The following is a 25192-nucleotide window of genomic DNA, read 5'->3' as shown; positions in this document are numbered from 1 at the left end:
CCGCTCGCACCGACATCGTGATTCGCCGACACCCCCGGCCATGACCCTCCTCAGGCGAATCGTCGCGCCCATGTCCATTGCCAGGAAGATCGCGTTCGCCGGCGTACTGGCCGTGTTCGCCGCCACCTGGGTGCATCCGCTGTGGCCGGCCGAACAGGCCTTGCACGGCTCACTCGCGGTGATCGGGCTGGTCGCGCTGTGGTGGGTGAATCGCCGCTGGCCGCTGGGCAATGGCGCCTTCATCGCGATCTGCGCCTTCATCGCCATCCACTGCGTGGCCGCGCGCTGGCTTTATTCCAACGTGCCCTACGACGCCTGGCTGCAGGCCGCGACCGGCTGGTCGCCCAATGCGGCGTTCGGCTGGCAGCGCAACCACTTCGACCGGTTCATCCACCTGCTCTACGGCCTGTGCTTCACCCCCGCGCTGGTACAGCTGGCCAGGCATGCCTGGCCAGCACTGCGCATCGGCCAGGCCTTCACCCTGTCGGTGATGGTGATCATGTGCTCCAGCCTGGCCTACGAATGGCTCGAATGGGGTATCGCACTGCTGCTGTCGCCCGAGGCGGCCGAGGCCTACAACGGCCAGCAGGGCGACATGTGGGATGCGCACGCGGACATGCTGCTGGCCACGCTGGGCAGCCTGCTGATGTGGCCGCTGGTGGGCCGGGAGGCGCGGCGATGAGTACGCGCAGTCGCATCGCGGTGCTGGCCTCCGGCAGGGGCAGCAACCTGCAGGCGATCCTGGCCGCGATCGCCACCGGCCAACTCGATGCCGAGGTAGTCGCGGTGCTGTCCGACAAGCCCGAGGCGCCTGCGCTGCAGCACGTGGCGCCCGGACAGCGCTGGGCACGCTCGCCCCGGGATTTCGCCGACCGTGAGGCCTTCGATACCGCGCTCGGCGATGCGCTGGCTGGCTTCACGCCGGACTGGGTGGTCTGCGCCGGTTACATGCGCATCCTCGGCCAACGTTTCGTTGAACGCTTCGACGGCCGGCTGGTCAACATCCATCCCTCGCTGCTGCCCCTTTACAAGGGCCTGCACACGCATGCGCGCGCGCTGGAGGCCGGCGATGCCGAGCACGGCGCCAGCGTGCACTTCGTGGTGCCCGAGCTGGATGCCGGCACCGTCCTGGCCCAGGCGCGGGTGCCGGTAGAGCCCGGCGACACCCCCGACACCCTGGCCCGTCGCGTGCTGGCCGTGGAGCACCCGCTGCTCATCGCCAGCCTGCAGTGGTTGGTGGCCGGGCGCGTGGCTGAACGCGGGGGACAGCTGCTGCTCGACGGTCACCCCCTGTTTAGCCCGCTGCGCCTAGATTGCGCCGGCAAGCTGAACGCGTGATCGGCACGCACACGCGCTGCTGATCCGTTCGCTGTCATCCTCCTCCCTCCCTTCTTTCCCTGCCCGCATGAAGACCTCCCCGTCCAAGCCAGTGCTGCTGCTTGCATCCCTGCTGTGCACCGTGGCGATCGCGCAGGCGCAGGAGCCGCAAACCCCGGCCCCGGCCGCGCCGCCTCCGTTGTCGGCGGTGCCCGCGATCAGCTGGGAGGCCCCCGCGCTGGAACCGTTCACCGCGACCTACCAGGCGCTGTACAAGGGCAAGGAGGCCGGTGATGCCACCATGCGCGTGACCCACACCGGCGGCGCGCAGTGGCGGGTGGACATGCAGGTGGTCGGCCGCCGCGGCTTTGCCAGCGTGCTCGGCTTGAACCTGGAACAGAGCACGGTCTTCGAGAAACGCGGCGATACCTACGTGCCGATCAGCCAGGCCACGGTGCGCAAGGGCCTGTTCCTCGGCAAGAAGGTCAGCGGCACCTACAACTGGCAAGCCGGTACCGCGCAGTGGCTGGGCGACCTGAAGAAGGAACGCACCCAGCCGATCCCGCTGCAGCCCGGCGACCAGAGCGCGCTGCTGATCAACCTGGCGATCATGCGCGATGCCCGTCCCGGCGGGCAGATGCGCTACCGCTATGTCGATGTTGGCCGCGTGCGCCAGCATGAGTACCAGGCCGCCCCGGACACCGAGAACGTCCAGGTTGGCGAGCTCTCCTACAACGCGCTGCGGGTCTATCGGACCAACGGCGGCAATGACGAAACCATCCTCTGGATTGCCAACGGCGTTCCCACGCCGGTGCGCATCCTGCAACGCGAAGATGGCGAAGATCGGATTGATCTGCGCCTGATCGAATACCAAGGAGTCTGAGCATGAACCTGATGAACCGTCCGCTGACCTGGATCGCTGCTGGCGCCCTGGCCGTGGTGAGCCTGCCGGCCATGGCCCTGCAACCCTTCAAGGCCGATTACCAGGCCAGCTACATGGGCATGCAGGCCAACGGCACCATGACCCTGGCCAGCGAAGGCGCCAACAAGTGGCGCTACAGCCTCAACGTCAAGAACCAGCTGGCCGATCTCAGCCAGAGCACGGTCTTCGAGGAAGCCAACGGCCGCCTGCGCCCGCTGAGCAGCAACGACCGCTCGGTGCTGCTGGTCAAGAAGCGCAATGTGGATGCCACCTACAACTGGTCCAGCAACCAGGCCACCTGGACCGGCGACGTCAAGCCGGACCGCCGCGGCCCGGTGGCGTTGAAGGCCGGTGACATGGACGCGCTGCTGATCAACCTGGCGATCGCGCGCGACCTGGCGGCCGGCAAGCCGCTGAACTACCGCATGGTCGACGAAGGCCGGGTCAAGCCGATGAGCTACAAGGTGGTCGGCAAGGAGAAGATCACGGTGGGGGGCAAGTCCTACGATGCCACCAAGGTCTCGCGTACCGATGGCAACAAGGAACTGATCGCCTGGATCGTGCCGGAATTCCCGGTGCCGGCGCGCCTGCTGCAGCGTGAGAGTGGAAAGGATGCGCTGGACCTGACGATCAAGGGCATGAACTGAGGATGGGCCGCGTGTTCGGCCGGGATTGAGCCCCGGCCGGCCGCGCCACCACAGCGATTCTGGCAGCGGATGCTCTGCACCACGTTGCGCGCGGTCTCCACGCATGGCGTGGATGTGCCTGCAGGTGTTGTCGTGGGATGTGCGCCGTTGGAGGCCCTTCTTCCAACGGTGACCTGTTGATCTGGTCCCAAGAGTGGCGCTTGGATCTTGTTGTGTCTTCGATTGGGCTATTGCGCGCGTGAGGGCCCCTTAGCGGCCGGTAGGCCCCTGGCGTAGTGTCCCCCGGCCTGGCGGCCTCCTCCTTTATTTTGCCCAGGAGCCTACCGGCCGCTAAGGGGCTCGGCTTGCGGTAAGCAGGAGAATCCAAAGCTTTTCTGGCGCTGGTCGGTGGGTCGGGCGCTGGGCCCCCATGCCCTTGGAGGCGAAATAAAGGAGGAAGCGGCGGCCGAAGGCCGACGCCGGGGGCGTCGCCGGAAAGGCTATGGAGGCCCGGCGCCCGACCCACCGACCGCCGCGCAGGCAAGACGCAAGGCGTGCTTCGTGGTTACCCCGCGTATGTGCGAAGAATCCAAAATGCGAAGCGCAAAAAAACGCCCGCTTGCGCGGGCGTTTTTCATTCCTTTTTGGCGTCTTCGCCGAACACCGTCTTGCAGTCCACGCGGATCTGCTCGCCGTTGTTGCGCCAGTAGAAGGTGCGGCAATGCCGGTTGCCTTCCTGCTTGTTGGTGACGCCCACCGCATAGAACGCCTGCAGTACTTCGGTGCGGCTGACCGTGCCGTCGGCATTCCAGTCCATGTCCTGCTGCTCGATGCCCTGGGTGATGGCGATGTCGGCGTACCAGGCGTAGCCCAGCCACGCCAGCACCACCAGTACGAGCACCAGCAGTGCCTTGCGGCGGCGGGTGAACTTGCCGCGCAGGATCATGCGGCCACGCGCCGGATGGTCGCGCCCAGCGAGGACAGCTTTTCTTCGATGTTCTCGTAGCCGCGGTCCAGGTGGTAGATGCGGTCGATGGTGGTGTCACCGTCGGCCATCAGGCCGGCCAGGATCAGCGAGGCCGACGCGCGCAGGTCGGTGGCCATCACCGGCGCGCCACTGAGATGTTCAGCGCCACGCACGATCGCGGTATGTCCTTCGACCTGGATGTCCGCGCCCAGGCGCAGCAGTTCGTTGACGTGCATGAAGCGGTTTTCGAAGATCGTTTCATTGATCACGCCCACACCGTCGGCCACGCAGTTGAGCGCCATGAACTGCGCCTGCATGTCGGTCGGGAAGGCCGGGTACGGCGCGGTGGTCAGGTTGACCGCACGCGGGCGCTTGCCCTGCATGTCCAGGGTGATGCTGTCATCGGTGGTCTCGATCTTCGCACCGGCTTCCACCAGCTTGGACAGCACCGCATCCATCGTGTTCGGGCGCGCGCGGTTGACGGTGACCTTGCCACCGGTCATCGCCGCGGCCACCAGGAAGGTGCCGGTCTCGATGCGGTCGGGCAGCACTTCATGACGGCCGCCGGACAGCTTCTCCACGCCTTCGATCACCAGGCGGGCGGTGCCCAGGCCTTCGATCTTCGCGCCGAGCGCGATCAGGCAATGCGCCAGGTCGGTGACTTCCGGCTCCATCGCCGCGTTGTCGAGCACGGTGGTGCCCTCGGCCAGCACGGCGGCCATCAGCACGTTCTCGGTGCCGGTGACGCTGACCATGTCGAAGGTGAAGTGCGCACCCTTCAAACGCTTGGCCTGGGCCTTGATGAAGCCGTTCTCGACGGTGATTTCCGCACCGAGGGCCTGCAGGCCCTTGATGTGCTGGTCCACCGGACGCGAGCCGATCGCGCAGCCGCCGGGCAGCGACACTTCGGCCGCGCCGAAGCGGGCCAGCAGCGGACCCAGCACCAGGATCGAGGCGCGCATGGTGCGCACCAGTTCATACGGGGCCACGTGCTGGTTGACCGGGCGCGGATCGACCACGATCGCGCTGCCACGCGACAGCGTGCCCTGGTCGATGGTGACCTTGGCGCCCAGCTCGCCGAGCAGCTTCACCGTGGTGACCACGTCGTGCAGGTGGGGCACGTTGGTGATTTCCACCGGCGCATCGGCCAGCAGGGTGGCGCACAGGATGGGGAGGACGGCGTTCTTGGCGCCGGAAATGTTCACTTCACCGTGCAGCGGCTTGCCGCCGGTCACTACGATCTTGGCCATGGAATCTACTTGGGGTGAGGTAGAGCCAACCGTTGGTCAGCTGAGTAGAGCCGACCGTTGGTCGGCTGAAAGGGAGGCGCGGGCGAGCGTGCGGAATCAACCGCCGGCTTCAGCAGTGGTCACGGTCTTCAGCGCCAGCGCGTGGATCGCCCCGCCCATCAGATCGCCCAGGGTGGCATAGACCATGCGGTGGCGCGCCAGCGGCAGCTTGCCGGCAAAGCCGTCACAGACCACGGTGGCCTCGAAGTGCACGCCATCGTCGCCCTGCACGTCCGCGCGGGCGCCGGGGAGGCCGGTTTCGATCAGATTGCGGATGGTCTCGGCGTCCAACGGGCTTTCCTAATAAAATGAGCGCTCATTCTACTCTTCCGCGTGGCGCCCGCATGGCTGTATCGCCCCTGCTCCCTCATCCGGCCGACGCTGCGGCACTGGTCGCCAGCGGCCGCCGCGTCTTCCAGATCGAGGCCGATGCCCTGGCCGCCGTCGCCGATCGCCTCGGCGACGCCTTCAGCCAGGCCTGCCAGCTGATCCTGCAGGGCAAGGGCCGGGTAGTGGCCACCGGCATGGGCAAATCCGGCCATGTGGCGCGCAAGATCGCCGCCACGCTGGCCTCCACCGGCACCCCGGCGTTCTACGTGCACCCCGGTGAAGCCGGCCACGGCGACCTTGGCATGATCACCGAGGACGATGTGGTGGTGGCGCTGTCCTACTCGGGCGAGTCCGACGAGCTGCTGATGCTGCTGCCGGTGCTCAAGCGCCAGGGCAACCGGCTGATCGCCATGACCGGGCGGCCGCAGTCGAGCCTGGCCGTGGCCGCCGACGTTCATCTGGATGTCAGCGTGCCGGCCGAGGCCTGCCCACTGGCGCTGGCCCCGACCTCCAGCACCACCGCCTCGCTGGCGATGGGCGATGCGCTGGCGGTGGCGCTGCTCGATGCGCGCGGCTTCACCGCCGACGATTTCGCCCGCTCACACCCGGCCGGCAGCCTCGGCCGCCGGCTGCTGCTGCATATCACCGACGTGATGCACAGCGGCGAGGAACTGCCGCGCGTGGACGCCGGCGCCACGCTCAGCGAGGCGCTGGTGGAGATGAGCCGCAAGCGGCTGGGCATGACCGCCGTGGTCGATGCCGACGACCGCCTGATCGGCCTGTTCACCGACGGCGACCTGCGCCGCGCGCTGGATACCGACCTGGACGTGCGCAGTGCGAAGATCGCCGAGGTGATGACCCGCAATCCGCGCACCATCGGCGCCGACCAGCTCGCCGCCGAGGCCGCCCGCTTGATGGAGACCCACAAGATCACCGGCCTGATGGTGGTCGACGCCGCCGGCCGGCTGGTCGGCGCACTCAACATTCATGACCTGTTGCGGGCGCGGGTGGTTTAAACCACAGTTCCCTTCCTCCATTCAGCCAACCTGCCCCCCTGCCGATGCCCTATTCCCCGCTGCCCGGTTTCCCGTCCCACCTGCATGCCATCGCCGGCCGCATCCGGCTGGCCTGCTTCGACGTGGACGGCACGCTCACCGACGGTCGGCTCTACTACGACCGTGACGGCAACGAGAGCAAGGCGTATTACGTGCAGGACGGACTTGGCCTGAAACTGCTGCAGCAGCACGGCATCCACCCGGTGCTGATCACCGCGCGCAACAGCCTGTCCGCGCAGAAGCGCGGCGCGGACCTGGGCATCGACACCCAGATCGCGGTCGGCGACAAGCTGGCCAGCGTGCGCGCCCTCTGCGACACCCATGGCATCGGCCTGGACCAGGTCGCGTTCATGGGCGACGACCTGCCGGACCTGGCCCCGCTGTGCGCGGTCGGCCTGGCCGTGGCGCCGGCCAATGCCCATCCCTGGATCGCTGAACGCGTGCACTGGCAGACCCGTGCCGATGGCGGCCGTGGCGCCGCACGCGAGCTGTGCGACGTGCTGCTGGCCGCGCAGGGCCATGTGGACGCGGTCCTGGCGAGGTTCGGCGCATGACCTGGCGCAACGCTCTGGGCGCCCTGCTGCTGGTCGCCGCGCTGCTCAGCGGCTGGTCGCTGCTGCGCCACCGCGACAAGCCGGCCGACGAAGTCACCGACGACGGCACCAAGGACTATGTGCTGCATGATTTCCAGATCGTGGCGCTGGACGACCAGGGCAAGGAATCCACCACCCTGCAGGCCCCGCTGCTGGAGCGCCTGCGCAGCGATGAGACGATGAGCATCGTCACCCCGCTGTTCCTGCTGCCCGACAACGAAGGCAACCACTGGGAACTGCGCAGCGAAAAAGGCTGGGTGAGCGCCAACGGCGAACAGCTCAAGCTCACCGGCAACGTCAGCGGCGACAGCCCCAAGGTGCCCAGCGTGCCGCCCACCACCTTCCGTACCGACCACCTGGACGTGTTTCCGAAGGAAAACCGCGCCAAGACCGATGCCCTGGTCACCATGACCCGCCCGGGCATGACCCAGTCCGGGGTCGGCTTCGAGCTGGATTCCAAGAGCAAGACCTACCAGTTCCTGAGCCAGTCCAAGGGCAGCTACACGCCCCAACGCTGAGCCGGTGCCGCCTGGCGACGTCCTCGGGACCGGCGCCGGCGGCACAGCACCACCCGATTCACCGGCCGCGCCCACGCCTGGCCACGACCCCGACAATGCCCGGCCGCCCACGGCCACGCCCCTACACTGGCAGGACAGACCAACTCCATGAAGATCCTATTTGCAGCCGCCTGCGCGATCAGCCTCCTGGCCCCCGCCTTCGCCGCCAGCGCGAAGTCCACGGACCGCAACGAAAACATGAACATCGAATCGGGCGCCCAGGCCGGCACCCTGGTGGGCGACGGCAAGACCGTGCTCTCCCAGGGCGTGGTCGTCACCCAGGGCACCCTGGACCTGCGCTCTTCGGATGCGGAGATCTACATGAAGGATGGCGAGGCGGTGCGCGCGGTGTTCACCGGCAAGCAGGCCAAGCTCAAGCAGCAGCTCGATGACGGCACCTGGATGGACGCCAGCGCCGACCGCATCGACTACGACATCAAGGCCGAAGTGCTGACCATGACCGGCAATTACCACGTCAAGAGCGCACGTGGCACCAACGCCGGCCAGAAGATGACCTACAACACCCGCACCAGCGAAATGAACAGCGGTGGCGATGGCACCCGCGTGCGCACCGTGATTCCGCCCAAGAACAAGACCCCGGCACCGGCGGCGGCCACGCCGGCCACCAAGACCACCGTCCCCACCGCCGGGAGCAAAAAGTAATGCTCGTCGCCAAAGGCCTGCGCAAGCGCTACAAGCAGCGCGAAGTGGTCAAGGATTTCGGCCTGACCCTGGACGCCGGTGAAGTGGTCGGCCTGCTCGGCCCCAACGGTGCCGGCAAGACCACCTGCTTCTACATGATCGTCGGCCTGGTCGAGACCGACGCTGGCAGCATCGTGCTGGACGGCAAGGACATCACCAGCGACCCGATGTACACCCGCGCCAAGCAGGGCGTGGGTTACCTGCCGCAGGAACCGTCGGTGTTCCGCAAGCTGACCGTGGCCGACAACCTGCGCCTGGTACTGGAACTGCGCGAAGACCTGGACAAGGCCGGCCGCGAGAAGGAACTGGCCAGCCTGCTGGACGAACTGCAGATCAACCACGTGGCCGACCAGCTCGGTGCCAGCCTCTCCGGCGGTGAGCGCCGCCGCTGTGAAATCGCCCGCGCGCTGGCCGCCAGGCCCCGCCTGATCCTGCTCGACGAACCCTTCGCCGGTGTCGACCCGATTTCGGTCGGTGAAATCCAGCGCATCGTCACCCACCTCAAGCAGCGTGGCATCGGCGTGCTGATCACCGACCACAATGTCCGCGAAACCTTGGGAATCTGCGACCGCGCGTATATCCTCAACGAGGGCAGCGTGCTGGCACAGGGCGCGCCGGACGAGATCCTGGCCAACGCCGACGTCCGCCGCGTCTACCTTGGGGACACCTTCAAGCTCTGATCCAGCGGCCGCCGCAACGCCTTCCTTCCGTTCGGCACAGGCATGAAAGCACGGCTGCAGACATCGCTGGGACAACAACTGGTCATGACGCCGCAGCTGCGTCAGGCCATCAAGCTGTTGCAGATGTCCAGCGCGGAACTGGAGCTGGAAATCGCCGAAGCGGTGGAGACCAACCCGCTGCTGGACTGGGCCGAGAACGCCGAGCCGACGCTGGACGTGGCGCCCAGCGACGACGAGCGCCCGCCGACACCGGCCGACACCCACACCGACGGCGAGCACCAGGCCTCGGCCAGCGACGACTGGTCGCCCGGTGAAGGCGACTGGAGCAGCGGCAACAGCGGCGGCTCGTTCGACGATGACGACAACGGCAGCGCTGCCGAGCGCGTGGCCGAAACCGAAACCCTGGCCGACCACCTGCTGTGGCAGCTGCACCTGTCGCACCTGTCCGCACGCGACCGCAGCATCGGCGCGGCGCTCATCGACGCCTTCGAAGACGATGGCTACCTGCGCGAGCCCCTGTCGGCCATCGCCGACACCCTGCTCCCGGCCATTCACGCCGATGACGCCGAGATCCTCACCGTCCTGCACCAGATCCAGCGCTTCGACCCGATCGGGGTCGGCGCGCGCAGCCTGGGCGAATGCCTGCAGCTGCAGCTGGACGTGCTGTCCGCCGATACCCCCGGCCTGATGCTGGCCCGGCGCATCGCCGACGGCCCGCTGGAACGGTTGCCGCGCAGTGGCGTGGCCGGCCTGGCGCAGGAGCTGCGCGAGCCGCTGGCCGAGGTCGAAACCGCGGTGCAGTTGCTGCGCTCCCTGGACCCGCGCCCGGGCACCCAGATCGGCGAACTCGCCCATGACAGCTACGTGGTGCCCGATTGCGTGGTGTGGCGCCAGAACGGCGTGTGGCGCGCCGCCCTGGCCGCCCACGCCGGACCGAAGCTGGTGATCCACCGCGGCTACGAACAGATGATCCGCCGCTGCGGCGACGCCGACGCCGGCTACCTGCGCGCCCACCTGCAGGAAGCGCGCTGGCTGCTCAAGGGCCTGGAGGCGCGTGGCGAAACCCTGTTGCGGGTCATGCGCAGCCTGCTGCAGCAGCAGGCTGCGTTCCTGGAATTCGGTGAACAGGCGCTGCGCCCGCTGACCCTGCGCGAGGTCGCCGGCGAACTGGGCCTGCACGAATCGACCATCTCCCGCGCCATCGCCCGCAAGTACGTGCGCACCCCGCGCGGCACCCTGCCGCTGCGCGCGTTCTTCGCCTCGGGCATCGACACCGACAGCGGCGGCGAGGCCTCCAGCACCGCCATCCAGGCCATGATCCGCCGCCTGATCGACGACGAGAACCCGCGCAAGCCGCTTTCTGACGCCAAGCTGGCTGACCTGCTCAAGACCACCGGAATACCGGTGGCGCGCCGCACCGTGGCGAAGTATCGTGAGGCCATGAACATTTCCGCCTCGCACGAAAGGGTACGAATCGTCTGACGCTCCACCGCGCCTGGCGGGAAGGTTCATTGGCACATCCGAACAAAGGAGATACCCGATGCGCATCGAGACGTTTGGCAAAGACGTGGAAGTCACCCCGGCCCTGCAGGAATACGTGGAAACCAAGCTGCAGCGCCTGGGCAAGCACTTCGACCAGCACTGCGAAGTGCGGGTGACCCTTGAGCTGCGCAAGAACGAGCATCACGCCGATGCCAGTGCCAACGTTCCCGGCCAGACCCTGCACGCCGAGGCCGGCGGCCAGACCATGTATGCGGCCATCGACATCCTGGCCGACAAGCTGGACCGCCTTGTGATCAAGCACAAGGAGAAAAAACAGCAGCACGCACCGCTGCCCGTGGGCGACAATGACGACTGACGTCCTCGCTCTTCCCCTGACATGCCCTTGACTGATCTTCTGGCGGCCGTGCGCACGCAAGTGTTGCCGGCCGCCGATCGCGACAGCGTCCTGCTGGCGGCCGCCCGGCTGCTGGCCTGCCGCGAAGCCAATGCCGAGCAGATCTACCAGAACCTGTGCCAGCGCGAGCAGCTGGGCAGCACGGCGATCGGCCACGGCATCGCCATCCCGCACGGCCGCGCGCCGCTGCTTGAACGTCCGCGCGGTGCCCTGCTGCGACTGGAAGCCCCGGTCGAGTTCGGCGGCAACGAGCCGGTGGACCTGGTGTTCGCCATTGCCGTGCCGGCCCACTACACCCATCAACACCTGATGCTGCTGTCAGAACTGGCCGAGCTGTTCTCCGAGCCGGCCATCCGCCAGGCGCTGCGCGACGCGCGCGACGGCGAGGCACTGCGCCAGGTCATCGAATTTCCCCCGCCGGCGAGCGCCGCATGAATACCAGCATCACCGCGCGTGAGCTGTTCGAACAGCAGCGCGACCGCCTGGCCCTGCGCTGGGTTGCCGGCAAGCAGGGCGAGCGCCGCGAACTGGAAGCGGGCAACACCGTTTCCCGGCGCCCGTCGCTGGCCGGCTACCTCAACGCGATCTACCCGAACAAAGTGCAGATCCTGGGCACCGAGGAATTGTCCTGGCTCGACTCGCTGGACTCGCGCCAGCGCTGGGAGACCATCGAACGGATCATGCAGTCGCACCCGCTGGCGCTGGTGATCACCCGCAACCAGCCCTGCCCGGAAGACCTGCGCGCGGCGGCCGACGAATCGCAGACGCCCCTGTGGATCTCGCCCAAGCGTGGCCACGAACTGCTCAACCATCTATCCTACCACCTGGCGCGCACGCTGGCGCCGCGGGTGATCCTGCATGGCGTGTTCATGGAGATCTACTCCATCGGCGTGCTGATCACCGGCGAAGCCGGCTCGGGCAAGAGCGAGCTGGCGCTGGAGCTGCTCAGCCGCGGCCACCGCCTGGTGGCCGATGACGCCCCCGAGTTCACCCAGATCGCCCCGGACGTGCTGGACGGCACCTGCCCCGAGCTGCTGCAGGACCTGCTGGAAGTGCGCGGCCTGGGCGTGCTCAACGTGCGCGAGATGTTCGGTGACACAGCGGTAAAGAAGAACAAGTACCTTCGGCTGATCGTCCACCTGACCAAGCCCATGACCGAACCCACCCCGCACGGTTACGAGCGCCTGACCGGCGATTCCGGCACCCGCCACGTGCTGGACCTGGACGTGCCGCTGATCACCCTGCCGGTGATGCCCGGCCGCAACCTGTCGGTACTGACCGAGGCGGCCACCCGGCTGCACATTTTACGTACCAAGGGCATCGACCCCGCGGCGATGTTCATCGCCCGCCACAGCAACCTGCTGGAACGCCGAACGCCATGAACACCCCCGCCCCCGCCTCCGCGCCTGCCGCCGCCACCCTGATCATCGTCAGCGGGCTGTCGGGTTCGGGCAAGACGGTCGCGCTCAAGACCCTGGAAGACCTGGACTACTACTGCTCGGACAACCTGCCGATCAACCTGCTGCCCGACTTCGTGCGCAGCCTGTTGGCCGGGCACGACGCCGAGGCGCCCCGGCGGCTGGCCGTGGGCATCGACGTGCGCGGGCAGAGCGACCTGAGCCAGCTGTCGCACTGGCGCGAAGAGGCCCAGGCCGCCGGGCTGGATGCACAGCTGCTGTTCTTCGATGCCACCGACGAAACCCTGCTCAAGCGCTACGCCGACACCCGGCGCCGCCACCCGCTGAGCCAGCTGGGGCTGTCGTTGCCCGAGGCGATCGCCCGCGAGCGCGAGCTGACCGCGCCGCTGCGCCGCGCCGCCGATGCGGTGATCGACACCACCACGCTCAACGTGCACCAGCTGCGCCGCAAGGTGGTTACCGAGTTCGCGCTGACCCACGGCAACAAGCTGTCGCTGCTGTTCGAATCCTTCGCCTACAAGCGCGGCGTGCCGGCCGAAGCGGACTTCGTGTTCGACGTACGGGTGCTGCCCAACCCGCACTGGGACCCGGCGCTGCGGCCGTTGTCCGGCCGCGATGCCGGCGTGCGCGAGCACCTGGATGCGCAGCCGGACGTGCAGCGCTACGCCGCCCAGTTGATCGACTTCCTCGACACCTGGCTGCCGCGGCTGGGCAATGACACCCGCAGCTATGTGACTGTCGCCTTCGGCTGCACCGGCGGCAAGCACCGCTCGGTGTACATGGCCGAGCGCATGGCCCGGCATGCCCGCGAGCAGGGCTGGGCCGAGGTGGCCACGTTCCATCGCGAGCAGGATTGAGGGCGCTGCGGTCACCGGACATGGAACACACCGATGTCCGCCGACCGGCCACCCCGCCTCCGGAGACGCTTTTTCAAGGGGCATCGGCCCGACGGTCCGCTGTCACCCGGGGCATGCCGCATGCGGCCTCCCCCTACCCCCAATTCATGTTGACCTGTTAACGTTCGAAGATGACCTGTGGCATTCTCCTCGTAACTCATCCTGGCGTTGGCACCTCCCTGCTGGAGGTGGCGACCCGGCTGCTGCGGCATCTGCCGCTGAAGACCGACGCTTTCGAAGTACCGTTCGACGCAGACCTGGACGTCCTGCTACCGCTCGCCTCGGCCGCCTTGCGCCGGGTGGACAGTGGCCAGGGCGTGCTGATCCTGACCGACCTGTACGGCGCCAGCCCCAGCAATCTGGCCGGGCAACTGGCTCGTCTGGGCACCCCGGTTCGCCGGGTTTCGGCGCTTAGCCTGCCGATGTTGTTGCGGGTGATGAATTATCCGGAACAGGGACTGGATCAACTGCCTGCCACAGCCGCGGCAGGCACTCGCAATGGAGCGATTGTCGACGATGCTTGAACGTGAACTCACCGTATCCAACCGCCTGGGCCTGCACGCCCGCGCCACTGCAAAGCTGGTGCAGGAGCTGGCGCCTTTCCGCTGCAACGTGACCATGGCCGCCAAGGGCCGCGAGATCAACGCCAAGAGCATCATGGGCGTGATGCTGCTGGCCGCCGGCCAGGGCACCCCGGTCACCGTGCGCATCGACGGCGAGGATGAAGCCGCCGCGATGGAGGCGGTGGTGGGGCTGTTCGAACGGCGTTTCGACGAGGACAGCTGAGCATGGGGGGGCAGCCGCGACCGGGATCCTCCGCACCGGCCCGGACCGCGTCCGGGGCGATGCTGTTGTCCGGCCACGGTGCCTCGCGCGGCAACGCCCTGGGCCGCGCCCGGGTGCGCCTGCCGCACGCGCTGGAAGTGGCCGAGCAACGCATTCCGCCGGGCAGGATCGAGGCCGAGCTGGAGCGCCTGCACGTGGCCGTGGAAGCGGCCCGCGGCGAAATGCACGACCTGCGCCAGCGCCTGCACGGCGCGCTCAACCAGGAAGTTGGCGAGTTCCTCGACCTGCACGCGCTGCTGCTGGACGACCCCGAGCTGCTGTTTGGCCTGGACGAGCTGATCCGCAGCGGCCCCTACAGCGCCGGCTATGCGCTGCGCGTGCAGCGCGACCGCCTGGCCAAGGTCTTCGATGGCATGGACGATGCCTACCTGAAGAGCCGCATGGACGACCTGGACCATGTGATCGGGCGCATCCACGCCTTCCTGCAGAAGCGCCCGCCAGACGTCAAGGGCATGGCCGGGGAGATCCTGGTCTGCGACAACATCGCCCCCTCCGAGCTGGCCCAGCTGCAGGCCCACGGCGTGGTCGGCATCGTCACCGCCGGCGGCAGCGCGCTCTCGCACAGTGCGATCCTGGCGCGCAGCCTGCACCTGCCCCTGATCGTCAATGTTCCCAACGTGCTGCAGAAGGTCGCCGACGGCGACGTACTGATCATCGATGGCAGCGACGGTACCGTCACCATCAACCCGCAGGCGCCCGACCTGCGCGACTACCGCCTGCGACTGCGCGAGCATGCGCGCGAGCAGCGCGAACTGGGCCGACTGCGGACCAAGCCGACCCGCACCCGCGACAACGTCGACATCGCGCTGCTGGCGAACGCCGAATCCAGCGAGGACGTGACCCAGGCGCATGCGCTGGGCGCGCACGGGCTGGGCCTGTACCGCACCGAATTCCTGTTCCTGCAGCGCAACGAACTGCCCGACGAGCAGGAGCAGTTCGAAACCTACCGCGACGCCGCCCTCGGCATGAGCGGGCGACCGGTCACCATCCGCACCCTGGACCTGGGCGCGGACAAAGCCGACCGCACCGGGCTGACGCTCAGCAATGAAGAGAACCCGGCGCTCGGCCTGCGCGGCGTGCGCCTGTCGCTGGCGCGCCCCAAGGTCGCCGACACCCAGCTGCGCGCGATCCTGCGCGCGTCGGCCTACGGCAAGCTGCGCATCCTGATCCCGATGGTGAGCACCCGCGAGGAAATCCTCGCGGTGCGCCGGCGTCTGCAGAAACAGGCCGCGCTGCTGCGCGCCGAAGGCCACGAGGTGGCCGAACACATCCCGTTCGGGGCGATGATCGAAGTGCCGGCCGCGGCGATCGCGCTGGAGAGCTTCATCGACCTGGTCGACTTCCTGTCCATCGGCACCAACGACCTGGTGCAGTACCTGCTGGCCGCCGACCGCAACAACGAAGCGGTGGGTGAACTGTACTCGCCGCTGCATCCGGCGGTGGTGCGCCTGCTGGCGCATATCCTTCGCACCGGCCAGGCCTACGACATCCCGGTGGCGGTATGCGGGGAGATCGCCGGCGACCCGCAGATGACCCGCCTGCTGCTGGCGCTGGGCTTGACCGAGTTCAGCCTGCACCCGGGCACGCTGCTGGAAGTGCGCCGCGCGATCCGCGACAGCGACCTGTCCGTATTGCAGGCGATGGCACCGAAGCTGCTGCGGGCGCGCGACCGGCGCGGGATCGAACGCTGGATCGAGAAGGCGAGCCAAGGCTGATTGATTTTCCAACCGCCCCCTGTTCACATCAGGCCGAACCTCCAGCGATTCGGCCAACGGGACCGCATCTCATGAGACATTTCGCCATGGCGCTGACGATGGTCCTGGCGGAATTTTCGCCCTCCAACAGCTCCTGCACTGAAGAACGCGTCATCCATGTTCACCGGATGCGCTGGGCTCGATTGTCGCCCCCACAAATCAAGCGGAGGTCACCGAGCGCCTCGGCTACGAGCCGTTTGAAGCGCATCTGGAAACCTGCCATGACAACAAGCAGGCGAGAATTACTGTCGGGAGAACTTCGCGCTTATCGAGCGGAAGCTGCAGATCATCAATGGCGGACGCGACAACACATTGACCAAAAAAGATGCTGCTCAAATCGTCAATGAATCCTGCGGGAGAGGGAGTTGCTCAGCGTGAAGGCCCCTTTGTCCACCCTGTGCCTGCTGGCACTACTTTCGAGTTTGGCCTGCAAGGCTGAATCGGGGAAGGCGGCATCGTCCTACTCGACGCTTCAACACCTGCCACTTGGAACGCCCACTACGGTGGAAGCCTGCTACCACTCAGGGCGCCATGGAGATTCACTACGCAGCTGTGAAGCACCCAGCGCCGATGGCGTGCGAACGACATTTGCAGAGTCCATTCGGGCCGAGCCGGATGTTCGTGCACTGTCAGAGGCCAGTGGCGCTCAGTGGGTGCCAAGCTCTCGACGGGTCATCCGGGCTCGGGTGACCGGGTATTTCGAGCACAGCGATCTGGATGTTCCAGGAGGACAGCGCTTCGTGATCACGAAGCTTCATTGGTTCCATACTGAAGCCAAGTCAGCGCAGGGGCACTGATCGGGTCTGGCACCCCATCCCGGGGCGTGTCATCAAGAATCCGCCTCGGCCGCATCGGTGGTCATGGCGATCTGGTTGCGCGCCACACCCATATCCCCCCCGTTACCTGTCTCCAGCACAAGCACCGACGCCGGGAACGTGGCGAGCCCAACCGCTTACGTGATGCGCGAGCCTGGGCAAATCAGCCATTGCGGTCCTTGTCGGGGCCAACTTTCAGGCCGTTTGCACCTACCCGATTGACACACAAGCACGCGATAATGACGCGGTGACCACCGCACATGCCGCATCCTGTCCCGGATAGCGGCCTTTTCTTTTCCGCAGGAGCTGCCCATGGCCGAAGCCGTACGCCACGACAAGACGGCACGCCAGCTGCGGCTGTTGTCCGATGCACTGGACAGCGGGCGATTGGGTCCGGTGCGCCGGCTGGTCAACACGCTGGCGCCGGCCGAGATCGGCAACCTGCTCGAATCGCTGCCGCCGGGCAAGCGCGAAGTGGTGTGGGGACTGGTCGACCCGGAAGACGATGGTGAGGTGCTGGTCCACGTCGGCGAGGAAGTGCGCGAAAGCCTGCTGGCCGACATGGACCCGGACGAAATCATCGCCGCGGTCGAAGACCTGGACATCGATGACCTTGCCGACCTGGTCGAAGACCTGCCGGACACGGTCATCGATGAAGTGCTCAAGTCGATGGACCGCGAGAACCGCGAGCGGCTCGAGCAGGTGCTGTCCTATCCCGAGGACAGCGCCGGCCGCCTGATGAACCCCGACGTGGTGACCGTGCGCGCCGACGTCAACGTGGACGTGGTGCTGCGCTACCTGCGCCTGCGCGGCGAACTGCCCGACCACACCGATCACCTGTTCGTGGTCAGCCGCCGCCACCAGTACCTGGGTCGGCTGTCGCTGGCCGCGCTGGTGACCCACGAGGACCACACCCCGATCAACCGGCTGATCGACGACGAACAACCGGCGATCGACGTGGGCGAGAACGCCGATGAAGTGGCCAGGCAGTTCTCCGACCATGACTGGGTGTCCGCGCCGGTGGTGGACGACAACAACATCCTGCTCGGCCGCATCACCATCGATGACGTGGTCGACATCATCCGTTCGCAGGCCGAGCACCAGGCGCTGGGCGCCGCCGGTCTGGACGAAGAGGAAGATCTGTTTTCGCCGATCAAGCGCGCCGTGCGCGGCCGCGTGGTCTGGCTGGGCATCAACCTGTGCACCGCGTTCCTGGCCGCCAGCGTGATCGGCCAGTTCGAGCTGACCCTGCAGAAGGTGGTCGCCCTGGCCGTGCTGATGCCGATCGTGGCCGGCGTCGGCGGCAACGCGGCGGTGCAGGTGCTGACCCTGATGGTGCGCGGCATCGCGCTGGGCCAGGTCGGCCCGAGCAATGCACGCATCCTGCTGTGGAAGGAATCGCGCGTGGCGCTGATCAACGGCACGTTGATCGGCACGGTGGTGGGCATCATCGCTTACGTGTGGTTCCACAGTTTCCTGCTGTCGCTGGTGATCGCCATGGCGTTGATCATCAACTTCTGCGCGGCCGCCCTGGCCGGCGTGCTGCTGCCGCTGATGCTCAAGCGCATGAACGTCGACCCGGCCGTGGCCGGCACCGTGGTGGTTACGGCGGTCACCGACGTCATGGGCTTCTTCAGCTTCCTTGGCCTGGCCACCCTGATTTTGCTGCACTGATTCCGGACCCCGCATGGCGCTGACCCTCGACAATTATTTCCAGCCCGGCTGGCGCGATGCCCGCTACACCTGCCCCGCCTGTGAATGGCAGGGCAGCGCGCGCCAGATGCCCATGGAACTGCACGAGGACGAGGCGCAGTTCGACTGCCCGCAATGCGAGAACCCGATCCTGCTGGTGGTCCACCCCAGCCTGGCGCAGGTGCAGGCCGCCGCTGCCGAGGGCCATCCCGAGGCGATCGAGCAACTGGAGATCCTGGCCTCGGTGCCGCGCCGGGACTGATGCACTGCAAGATGCCCCCCGCCGCAAGCGCGCCTAGACTGAAAACGATTTCAATCAGGGCACGACAATGGCACGACGCTGGGGTGGGTGGCTGCTGTGTGCGGTGGCGATGACGGTGTTGGCCGGGTGCGCGAGCGCCCCTGACGCTTCGCGCGGCCACTTCGTTGCGCGCGCGGTCAAGGTCGAGGGGCGCACCGCGCATTACCAGGTGTTCGTGCCACGCGCAGCCGCCACCGACGTCGGGGCGTTGCCGGTGGTGTTGTTCCTGCACGGCTCCGGCGAGCGCGGCCGCGACGGGCGCCGCCAGACCAAGGCCGGCCTCGGCCCCTACCTGCGCAGCCACGCTGACCGCTTCCCTGCCCTGGTCGTGTTGCCGCAGACACCCGCTGGCGAGGAATGGTCCGGGGCCAACAACCGGATCGCGTTGGCCGCCCTGGACGCCACCCTGGCCGAATTCGGTGCCGACCCGCAGCGCCAGTACCTGACCGGCATGTCGATGGGCGGCTACGGCAGCTGGAACATCGCCCTGGACAATCCGCAGCGTTTCGCCGCCATCGTGCCGGTCTGCGGCGCCGTGCTGGCCCCGCGTGCGGTGCGCCCCACCCTGTTCGTGGAGGACGTGGCCCAGGAAGCCGATCCGTATGCGGCCATCGCCAAACGCCTCAAACACGTGCCGATCTGGATGTTCCATGGCGCACTGGACGACGTGGTGCCGCCGGAGGACGACCGCCGTTTGAAGGCCGCGTTCGCGCAGGCGGGCGCCGACGATGTGCGCTACACCGAGTACCCGGGCGGCAACCACAATGCCTGGGATGCGACGTATGCCGATGCGGCGATGTGGGACTGGCTGTTCGCGCAGAAGCGGTAGTGCCGGCCGTCTTGCGTAGCGAACGTGCGGGCGCTCATGCGGGCCGATGACAGCCTGCGGCTGCGCTGCTAGGCTGCGCGAAACGGCCGCCAGGGAGCGTGCGATGAAGGCAAGGATGCTGGTGATGCATGCGTTGGCACTCGGGGTAACGTTGTTCTCGGCGGAGGTGCCGGCTCAAGAGCCCACCGCCCCGATCGAGATCCTTCGCAGCGGTCAGAAGACCATGCCAAGCGATGCCGGACTGGGAATCGAGTTCCGCGCGCAGATACAGGAGGCTGCGCAGTCCATCCAGAATGGCAACTACGATCAGGCATTGGCACAGATGCAGCCTGTATTGCGCTACTGCCGCGCGCAACGCGATGTTCCCAATCGACGCAGCCTGTCCTTCGCCACCCGGCGACAGTACGAACGATTCCTTGCCGAACACGCCGATGGCATAGCAACCGAGTGGTTGGACATGGGCTGCGGCTGGGCATTGCGCGAACTTGGCTACATGCGCGTGGAGCAGCAGCAACCCGAATCTGCCGTGGCCTTCCTCGAGGAAGCGATCCAGATTGCGCCGTTTGACGCCGACAGCTACATAGAGCTTGGCGTAGCGCGCATACAGATGCGTCAATGGAAACAGGCGCTGCTGGCCTACCAGCAAGCGCTGGCCATTGGCGAAGCCCACCCCGAAGCGCGCGACACCCGTGCCATGGCCTTGCGCGGCATCGGTTTCGCCCATGTGGAGCTGGGGGACCTCGCACAGGGACGGATCAGCTATCAGCGCTCACTGGCGCTCGATCCGGGTAATCCACGGGCATTGCACGAGCTGGAGTACATCGGCCAACTGGAAGCAACGCGTGCAGCGGACGGAACCGCCACGCGCTGATACGCGTGGCGCTACGGGCTTATCAACTCAGATGGCAATGCCAGCCGAACATGGCTCGGCTGCATCCGGCGGCGGCCGGCACTCCACTCACCCCAACAACGTTTCCAGCACCGCCATGCGCACAGCGACGCCGTTGGCGACCTGGCGCAGCACCCACGACTGCGGGCCGTCGGCCACTTCGTCGGTGACTTCCACGCCGCGGTTGATCGGGCCGGGGTGCAGCACCGCCGCATCGGTGCCGGCGCGCTTGAGGCGCGCGGCATCCAGGCCGTACTGCGCGTGGTACTGCTCGATCGAGGGCACCAGGCCTTCTTCCATGCGCTCGCGCTGCAGGCGCAGCATCATCAGCGCGTCGGCGCCTTCGAGCAGGGCGTCGAAATCCTGGCCAACGATGCAGCCCTTCAGGGTGTCATCGTCGGGCAGCAGCGACTGCGGGCCGCAGACGCGGATTTCGCCCACGCCCAAGGTGCGCAGTGCGTGCAGGTCGGTGCGGGCCACGCGGGAGTGCTTCACGTCGCCGACGATCAGCACCTTCATCTTCGAGAAATCGCTGCCCTTGGCTTGGCGCAGGGTAAGCATGTCCAGCAGGCCCTGGGTGGGGTGCGCGCTGCGGCCGTCGCCGGCATTGATCAGCGCGGTGCCTTCGCCGGCGGCGGACGCCAGTTCGGCCACGGCGCCGTCGTCGGGGTGGCGCACGACGAAGCCACGAACGCCCATCGCTTCCAGGTTCTTCAGCGTGTCGCAGGCGGTTTCGCCCTTGCGCGTGGACGAGGTGGACGCATCGAAGTTGAGCACGTCCGCACCCAGCCGCTGCGCGGCCAACTGGAACGAGCTGCGGGTCCGCGTGGAGGGTTCGAAGAACAGCGTGCACACCGCCGAACCGCCCAGCACGTGGCGCTTGTTGCCGACCCGGCCGACCGCCGCATCGCGGATCTGGCCGGCGCGGTCGAGCAGTTGCAACAGCGTTTGACGGGGCAGACCTTCCAGGGTCAGCAGGTGGCGCAGGCGTCCATCGGAATCGAGTTGCGAGGCGGTCATGGGCAGGGTCTGGGGGCTCAGGAAACGGGGGTGGCGTCGTCGGGGCAGGACAGCCAGCGTTCGATGATCACCGCGGCGGCCACCGCATCCAGGGTGGCGGCATCGCGGCGACGCTTGCGCCCTTCGGCACGTTCGACCGCGAACCGGCGGGCCGCCTCGACCGAGCTGGAGCGCTCGTCGACCAGCACCACCGGCAGTTTGAAACGTTCCCGCAGCTGGCGGGCAAAGCCCTGCGCGCGCTTGCGGTTGGGCTGGTCCTGGCCGTCCAGGGTCAGCGGATCGCCGACTACCAGGCCATCGGGCCGCCACTCTTTGATGAGGCGTTCGACCGCAGCCCAGTCCGGCCCGTTGCCATGCACGTCGATCACGGCGATCGCCCGGGCATGGGTACCGAATGAACTGCCGATCGCGACACCGATGCGGCGTGAGCCGACATCGAAACCGAGCACCGTGCCGTCGCGACGGATGGCAGGCGGCGTACCGGCAGACGACGCTGGCGCGACCGGCTCAGACATGGCCGCTGTAATCGGTGAGGCGGAACAGGTCCACGCCGATCCGCGAGGCCGCGCCCTGCCAGCGTTGCTCCAGCGGCGTGCTGAACAGCAGGTCGGCGTCGGCCGGCACGGTCAGCCAGCTGTTCTCGGACAGTTCGTTTTCCAGCTGGCCCTCGCTCCAGCCGGCGCAGCCGAGGGTGACCAGCGCATTGCGCGGGCCTTCGCCGCGGGCCATCGCTTCGAGGATGTCGCGCGAGGTGGTCAGGAAGACGCCCTGCCCGACCGCCAGGCTGGAATCCCAGTTGCGCGCATCGTCATGCAGGACGAAGCCGCGCTCGGGATGGACCGGGCCGCCATTGAGCACGACCTGTCCGCGCAGGGTGCTGTCGTCGGTATCGATATCCATCTGCGCCAGCACTTCGCCCAGCGTGTACTCGGAGGGCTGGTTGACCAGCACCCCCATCGCACCGTTGTCGTCGTGCTGGCAGATCAGCGCGACGCTGCGCGCGAAGGTGGGGTCGGTCAGCGACGGCAGCGCGACCAGCAGGTGATGGGCCAGGGAGGTGGAAATCTCGGACATGGGGCCCATTCTAGCCGCTGGCCGTGATGTGCGCTTTCCCGCTGACATAATGCAGGCCTGCGCGTGCCCCGGCCGCGCGCCTGACCCGCCATTCCAAGGAGCTGCACGTGTCCGGCTACTGCCTCATCGCCCCCGGCCATCCCGTCCACGGCCACTACCATGACCACGAATACGGCTTCCCGCAGCGCGACGAGCGCGAGCTGTTCGAGCGCCTGCTGTTGGAAATCAACCAGGCCGGGCTCAGCTGGGAGACCATCCTGAAGAAGCGCGAGGGCTTCCGCGCGGCCTACGACGGCTTCGACGTGGACAAGGTGGCCGCGTATGGCGAACGCGACATCGAGCGCCTGCTGGGCGATGCGCGGATCATCCGCAACCGGCTCAAGGTGCGCGCGGCGGTCCACAACGCGCAGGTGATCCAGCAGCTGCGGGCCAGCCATGGCAGCTTTGCGGCGTGGCTGGACGCGCACCACCCGCAGGACAAGGCGGGGTGGGTGAAGCTGTTCAAGAAGACCTTCCGCTTCACCGGCGGTGAGATCACCGGCGAATTCCTGATGAGCCTGGGCTACCTGCCCGGCGCACACAGCCCGGACTGCCCGGTCCACGCGCGGTTGCAGAAGCTGCGTACCAAGCCACGGGCTGCACCAGCCAGTCGGTAGACCGTTACCGGCGGTGGCGGCGTGGCGGGAATCGCGTCCCGACCCGCAGCCGGCACCTACACGCCCATGTACCGGCCGGGACGGTGGTTGAACATCAGCACCAGGCTGAGCACCACCGCGCCGATGGCCGAGTACATCACCTGCGACGGGGACAGTACGAAGAAGGCCACGCACATCAGCAGCGTGTCGAAGGACATCTGCACCTTGCCGGCGCTCCAGCCCCGGGTGCGCTGCAGGTACACCGCCAGAATGCCGATGCCGCCCAGGCTGGCGCGGTGGCGGATATAGAACAGTATGCCCAGCCCGGCCAGCGCGCCGCCCACCAGCGCCGAGTACAGCGGGGCGATGTGGGCAAAATCGGCCCAGCGCGGCAGCAGGTCGGTGAGCACGCCGCAGGCGGTGACGGCGGCAAAGGTCTTCAGGGTGAACTCCCAGCCCATCCGGCGCACGGCCACCCAGTAGAACGGCAGATTGACCAATACGAACACCAGGCCGAAATTCCAGCCGAAGGCGTAATGGGCCAGAAACGCCAGCCCGGCCATGCCGCCGATCATCAGCCCGCCCTTGGCGAAGATGGCCAGCCCCAGCGAGGCCACCAGCGTGGCCAGGACCATGCCCTGCACGTCCTCGGCGACCGAATGGCGCAGCGCTTTTTCGTCGGCGACGGTACCGGCACTGTCCGGCGGCGGGGTCAGCGGGCCGGCGGTGACCAGGTGGCCGTCAGCGTCGTCGCACGGCGCGGGGCCATGGGAATCAAGGGACATGGGGGTGGGGGGTGAACGTGGGGAGCGGTATTAGACACGATCGGCGTGACAGTTGCAGGTGAAATCGATTCAGCCGCTCCCGGGCGCGGTCAGCCATCCCGAAGGTGGTGCGCCACCAGCGCATTGGCATGCCCATGGCCGAGCCCGTGCTCGGTCTTGAGGAAGGCGACCAGTTCCATGTGCCTGCGCCCGCCCTGGGCGACCAGCAGCGCCAGCCAGTGACCGACCGGCCGGCCGTAAGTCTTCTCGATGGAAGGGAAGTACGACGCCGGGCCCTTGACCTTGGGGGTATCGCTCATGACGTTGCCTCGCTGCAGGTGGCGCGACCGCGCCGGAATGGGCGGTTCTGCTGGTACGACGAACCACGACGGCGGAAATCGACATCTACCTTTCATGCAGGCTGAACGCGCTGCTGCGCAGCATGCCAAGGCACCTCCCGCCCCCTCCTTCCTTCCCTGGAGTCCCCCGTCATGCCCTACGTCACCACCCCCGACAAGACCGAGATCTTCTACAAGGACTGGGGCCACGGCCAGCCGATCGTGTTCCACCATGGCTGGCCGCTCAGCGCCGACGACTGGGATACCCAGCTGCAGTTCTTCCTGCTGCAGGGTTACCGGGTGATTGCCCATGACCGGCGCGGGCACGGCCGTTCCTCGCAGACCCGCGGGGGCCATGACATGGACACCTACGTGGCCGACGTCAACGCACTGGTCGACCACCTGGACCTGCGCGATGCAGTCCATATCGGCCATTCCACCGGCGGTGGCGAGGTGGCCCATTACGTGGCCCAAGCCAAACCCGGCCGCGTGGCCAAGGCGGTGCTGGTCGGCGCGGTGCCGCCGATCATGATCAAAAGCGCGGCCAACCCCGGCGGCACGCCCAAGGAGGTGTTCGACGGTTTCCGCGCGCAACTGGTCGCCGGCCGCGCCAATTTCTACCGCGAGGTGCCCATTCCCTTCTACGGCTTCAACCGCGAAGGTGCGCCGGTGCAGCAGGGCGTGGTCGACAACTGGTGGCGGCAGGGCATGGCGGGCGCGATCAACGCGCACTACGACTGCATCCAGGCGTTTTCGGAAACCGACTTCACCGAGGACCTGAAGAAGATCGACGTGCCGGTGCTGGTGCTGCACGGCGACGACGACCAGATCGTGCCGATCGCCGACTCGGCCGAGCTGTCGATCAAGCTGCTCAAGCACGGCACGTTGAAGGTCTACAAAGGCTACCCGCATGGCATGTGCACCACGCATGCCGAGGTGATCAATGCGGACTTGCTGGCCTTCATCCGGGGCTGACCGGCCCCGCG

31 protein-coding genes are annotated in these 25192 nt (G+C 67.3%); 23 read left to right on the top strand and 8 right to left on the bottom strand.

Features of this window, described 5'->3' with window-relative positions; genetic code table 11:
- Window positions 1–70: 70 nt before the first annotated feature.
- From RTO53_RS07585 to RTO53_RS07570, 4 genes are all read left to right on the top strand, one after another.
- Window positions 71–682: a DUF2238 domain-containing protein gene (locus RTO53_RS07585; RefSeq protein WP_312237206.1), complete on the top strand. Its 612-nt coding sequence runs from the start codon at window positions 71–73 to the stop codon at window positions 680–682.
- Complete coding sequence (gene purN / locus RTO53_RS07580) at window positions 679–1338, top strand: phosphoribosylglycinamide formyltransferase (protein ID WP_312237205.1); 660 nt, start codon at window positions 679–681, stop codon at window positions 1336–1338. Before RTO53_RS07585 ends, purN begins: the two co-directional genes overlap by 4 nt.
- A gap of 67 nt (window positions 1339–1405) precedes the next feature.
- Complete coding sequence (locus RTO53_RS07575; RefSeq protein WP_312237204.1) at window positions 1406–2200, top strand: DUF3108 domain-containing protein; 795 nt, start codon at window positions 1406–1408, stop codon at window positions 2198–2200.
- 2 nt (window positions 2201–2202) lie between these two features.
- Entirely contained in the window at window positions 2203–2886 is a 684-nt protein-coding gene (locus RTO53_RS07570; protein WP_312237203.1) for a DUF3108 domain-containing protein, read from the top strand.
- A gap of 613 nt (window positions 2887–3499) precedes the next feature.
- Here the strand turns inward: RTO53_RS07570 and RTO53_RS07565 are convergent.
- From RTO53_RS07565 to RTO53_RS07555, 3 genes are all read right to left on the bottom strand, one after another.
- Window positions 3500–3811, bottom strand: a complete 312-nt coding sequence (locus RTO53_RS07565; RefSeq protein ID WP_312237202.1) for an EF-hand domain-containing protein — start codon at window positions 3809–3811, stop codon at window positions 3500–3502.
- The gene (gene murA / locus RTO53_RS07560; RefSeq protein WP_312237201.1) at window positions 3808–5082 is read right to left on the bottom strand and encodes a UDP-N-acetylglucosamine 1-carboxyvinyltransferase; all 1275 of its coding nucleotides are present in this window, start codon (window positions 5080–5082) and stop codon (window positions 3808–3810) included. Before murA ends, RTO53_RS07565 begins: the two co-directional genes overlap by 4 nt.
- Window positions 5083–5178: 96 nt before the next feature.
- On the bottom strand, window positions 5179–5412 hold the full coding sequence (locus RTO53_RS07555) for a BolA family protein (RefSeq protein ID WP_312237200.1): 234 nt from the start codon (window positions 5410–5412) through the stop codon (window positions 5179–5181).
- A gap of 53 nt (window positions 5413–5465) precedes the next feature.
- Here RTO53_RS07555 and RTO53_RS07550 point away from each other — a divergent pair, with 53 nt between their 5' ends.
- The 17 genes from RTO53_RS07550 to RTO53_RS07470 all read left to right on the top strand — a co-directional run bounded on the left by RTO53_RS07550 (window position 5466) and on the right by RTO53_RS07470 (window position 20357).
- Window positions 5466–6467, top strand: a complete 1002-nt coding sequence (locus RTO53_RS07550; protein WP_312237199.1) for a KpsF/GutQ family sugar-phosphate isomerase — start codon at window positions 5466–5468, stop codon at window positions 6465–6467.
- A gap of 44 nt (window positions 6468–6511) precedes the next feature.
- On the top strand, window positions 6512–7060 hold the full coding sequence (locus RTO53_RS07545; protein WP_312237198.1) for an HAD hydrolase family protein: 549 nt from the start codon (window positions 6512–6514) through the stop codon (window positions 7058–7060).
- Complete coding sequence (lptC, locus tag RTO53_RS07540; RefSeq protein ID WP_312237197.1) at window positions 7057–7617, top strand: LPS export ABC transporter periplasmic protein LptC; 561 nt, start codon at window positions 7057–7059, stop codon at window positions 7615–7617. Before RTO53_RS07545 ends, lptC begins: the two co-directional genes overlap by 4 nt.
- A gap of 147 nt (window positions 7618–7764) precedes the next feature.
- Window positions 7765–8319: a lipopolysaccharide transport periplasmic protein LptA gene (gene lptA / locus RTO53_RS07535; RefSeq protein ID WP_312237196.1), complete on the top strand. Its 555-nt coding sequence runs from the start codon at window positions 7765–7767 to the stop codon at window positions 8317–8319.
- On the top strand, window positions 8319–9038 hold the full coding sequence (gene lptB / locus RTO53_RS07530; RefSeq protein ID WP_312237195.1) for an LPS export ABC transporter ATP-binding protein: 720 nt from the start codon (window positions 8319–8321) through the stop codon (window positions 9036–9038). Before lptA ends, lptB begins: the two co-directional genes overlap by 1 nt.
- Before the next feature lie 42 nt (window positions 9039–9080).
- Window positions 9081–10520 carry an RNA polymerase factor sigma-54 gene (locus RTO53_RS07525; RefSeq protein ID WP_312237194.1) on the top strand — a complete coding sequence of 480 codons (1440 nt, stop codon included), beginning with the start codon at window positions 9081–9083 and terminating at the stop codon, window positions 10518–10520.
- A gap of 58 nt (window positions 10521–10578) precedes the next feature.
- Window positions 10579–10896, top strand: a complete 318-nt coding sequence (gene raiA / locus RTO53_RS07520; protein ID WP_256775718.1) for a ribosome-associated translation inhibitor RaiA — start codon at window positions 10579–10581, stop codon at window positions 10894–10896.
- A gap of 21 nt (window positions 10897–10917) precedes the next feature.
- Window positions 10918–11370 (top strand): PTS sugar transporter subunit IIA, encoded by a 453-nt coding sequence (locus RTO53_RS07515; RefSeq protein WP_312237193.1) that lies wholly within the window; start codon window positions 10918–10920, stop codon window positions 11368–11370.
- Window positions 11367–12317 carry an HPr(Ser) kinase/phosphatase gene (gene hprK, locus RTO53_RS07510; RefSeq protein WP_256775716.1) on the top strand — a complete coding sequence of 317 codons (951 nt, stop codon included), beginning with the start codon at window positions 11367–11369 and terminating at the stop codon, window positions 12315–12317. The genes RTO53_RS07515 and hprK overlap by 4 nt, the downstream gene beginning before the upstream one ends.
- Complete coding sequence (rapZ, locus tag RTO53_RS07505; RefSeq protein WP_312237192.1) at window positions 12314–13210, top strand: RNase adapter RapZ; 897 nt, start codon at window positions 12314–12316, stop codon at window positions 13208–13210. The genes hprK and rapZ overlap by 4 nt, the downstream gene beginning before the upstream one ends.
- A 170-nt stretch (window positions 13211–13380) precedes the next feature.
- Window positions 13381–13773, top strand: coding sequence for a PTS fructose IIA subunit family protein (locus RTO53_RS07500; protein ID WP_256775714.1), 393 nt, complete (start codon window positions 13381–13383; stop codon window positions 13771–13773).
- Window positions 13766–14035, top strand: coding sequence for an HPr family phosphocarrier protein (locus tag RTO53_RS07495; protein WP_256775713.1), 270 nt, complete (start codon window positions 13766–13768; stop codon window positions 14033–14035). The genes RTO53_RS07500 and RTO53_RS07495 overlap by 8 nt, the downstream gene beginning before the upstream one ends.
- Window positions 14036–14094: 59 nt before the next feature.
- Window positions 14095–15810: a phosphoenolpyruvate--protein phosphotransferase gene (gene ptsP, locus RTO53_RS07490; RefSeq protein WP_312237191.1), complete on the top strand. Its 1716-nt coding sequence runs from the start codon at window positions 14095–14097 to the stop codon at window positions 15808–15810.
- Between the two features lie 1166 nt (window positions 15811–16976).
- Window positions 16977–18338, top strand: a complete 1362-nt coding sequence (mgtE, locus tag RTO53_RS07485; RefSeq protein WP_312237190.1) for a magnesium transporter — start codon at window positions 16977–16979, stop codon at window positions 18336–18338.
- 13 nt (window positions 18339–18351) lie between these two features.
- Entirely contained in the window at window positions 18352–18618 is a 267-nt protein-coding gene (locus RTO53_RS07480; protein ID WP_312237189.1) for a hypothetical protein, read from the top strand.
- 67 nt (window positions 18619–18685) lie between these two features.
- Entirely contained in the window at window positions 18686–19486 is an 801-nt protein-coding gene (locus RTO53_RS07475) for a prolyl oligopeptidase family serine peptidase (RefSeq protein WP_312237188.1), read from the top strand.
- Between the two features lie 115 nt (window positions 19487–19601).
- The gene (locus tag RTO53_RS07470; protein WP_312237187.1) at window positions 19602–20357 is read left to right on the top strand and encodes a tetratricopeptide repeat protein; all 756 of its coding nucleotides are present in this window, start codon (window positions 19602–19604) and stop codon (window positions 20355–20357) included.
- Window positions 20358–20444: 87 nt separating this feature from the next.
- Here the strand turns inward: RTO53_RS07470 and RTO53_RS07465 are convergent, their stop codons facing one another.
- Genes RTO53_RS07465 through RTO53_RS07455 form a run of 3 tightly spaced genes read right to left on the bottom strand, consistent with a single transcriptional unit; the run spans window position 20445 to window position 22469 of the window.
- Window positions 20445–21395 (bottom strand): aspartate carbamoyltransferase catalytic subunit, encoded by a 951-nt coding sequence (locus tag RTO53_RS07465; protein ID WP_256775707.1) that lies wholly within the window; start codon window positions 21393–21395, stop codon window positions 20445–20447.
- A gap of 17 nt (window positions 21396–21412) precedes the next feature.
- Window positions 21413–21910, bottom strand: coding sequence for a Holliday junction resolvase RuvX (ruvX, locus tag RTO53_RS07460; RefSeq protein WP_312237186.1), 498 nt, complete (start codon window positions 21908–21910; stop codon window positions 21413–21415).
- Window positions 21903–22469 carry a YqgE/AlgH family protein gene (locus tag RTO53_RS07455; protein WP_312237185.1) on the bottom strand — a complete coding sequence of 189 codons (567 nt, stop codon included), beginning with the start codon at window positions 22467–22469 and terminating at the stop codon, window positions 21903–21905. Before RTO53_RS07455 ends, ruvX begins: the two co-directional genes overlap by 8 nt.
- Before the next feature lie 107 nt (window positions 22470–22576).
- Here RTO53_RS07455 and RTO53_RS07450 point away from each other — a divergent pair, with 107 nt between their 5' ends.
- The gene (locus tag RTO53_RS07450) at window positions 22577–23125 is read left to right on the top strand and encodes a DNA-3-methyladenine glycosylase I (protein ID WP_312237184.1); all 549 of its coding nucleotides are present in this window, start codon (window positions 22577–22579) and stop codon (window positions 23123–23125) included.
- A 56-nt stretch (window positions 23126–23181) separates the two neighbouring features.
- Here RTO53_RS07450 and RTO53_RS07445 read toward each other — a convergent pair whose 3' ends face one another.
- Together RTO53_RS07445 and RTO53_RS07440 are read right to left on the bottom strand one after the other, a co-directional pair.
- On the bottom strand, window positions 23182–23889 hold the full coding sequence (locus RTO53_RS07445) for a YitT family protein (RefSeq protein ID WP_312237183.1): 708 nt from the start codon (window positions 23887–23889) through the stop codon (window positions 23182–23184).
- Window positions 23890–23978: 89 nt separating this feature from the next.
- The gene (locus RTO53_RS07440; RefSeq protein WP_312237182.1) at window positions 23979–24188 is read right to left on the bottom strand and encodes a DUF4287 domain-containing protein; all 210 of its coding nucleotides are present in this window, start codon (window positions 24186–24188) and stop codon (window positions 23979–23981) included.
- Between the two features lie 171 nt (window positions 24189–24359).
- Between RTO53_RS07440 and RTO53_RS07435 the strand changes: the two genes are divergently transcribed.
- The gene (locus tag RTO53_RS07435) at window positions 24360–25181 is read left to right on the top strand and encodes an alpha/beta hydrolase (RefSeq protein ID WP_312237181.1); all 822 of its coding nucleotides are present in this window, start codon (window positions 24360–24362) and stop codon (window positions 25179–25181) included.
- Window positions 25182–25192 lie beyond the last annotated feature (11 nt).

The organism is Stenotrophomonas sp., from assembly GCF_031995405.1.
Taxonomy (GTDB): domain Bacteria; phylum Pseudomonadota; class Gammaproteobacteria; order Xanthomonadales; family Xanthomonadaceae; genus Stenotrophomonas.
Note: the sequence above shows the minus strand (reverse complement) of the source record. Positions and strands in the feature narration are given on the sequence as shown.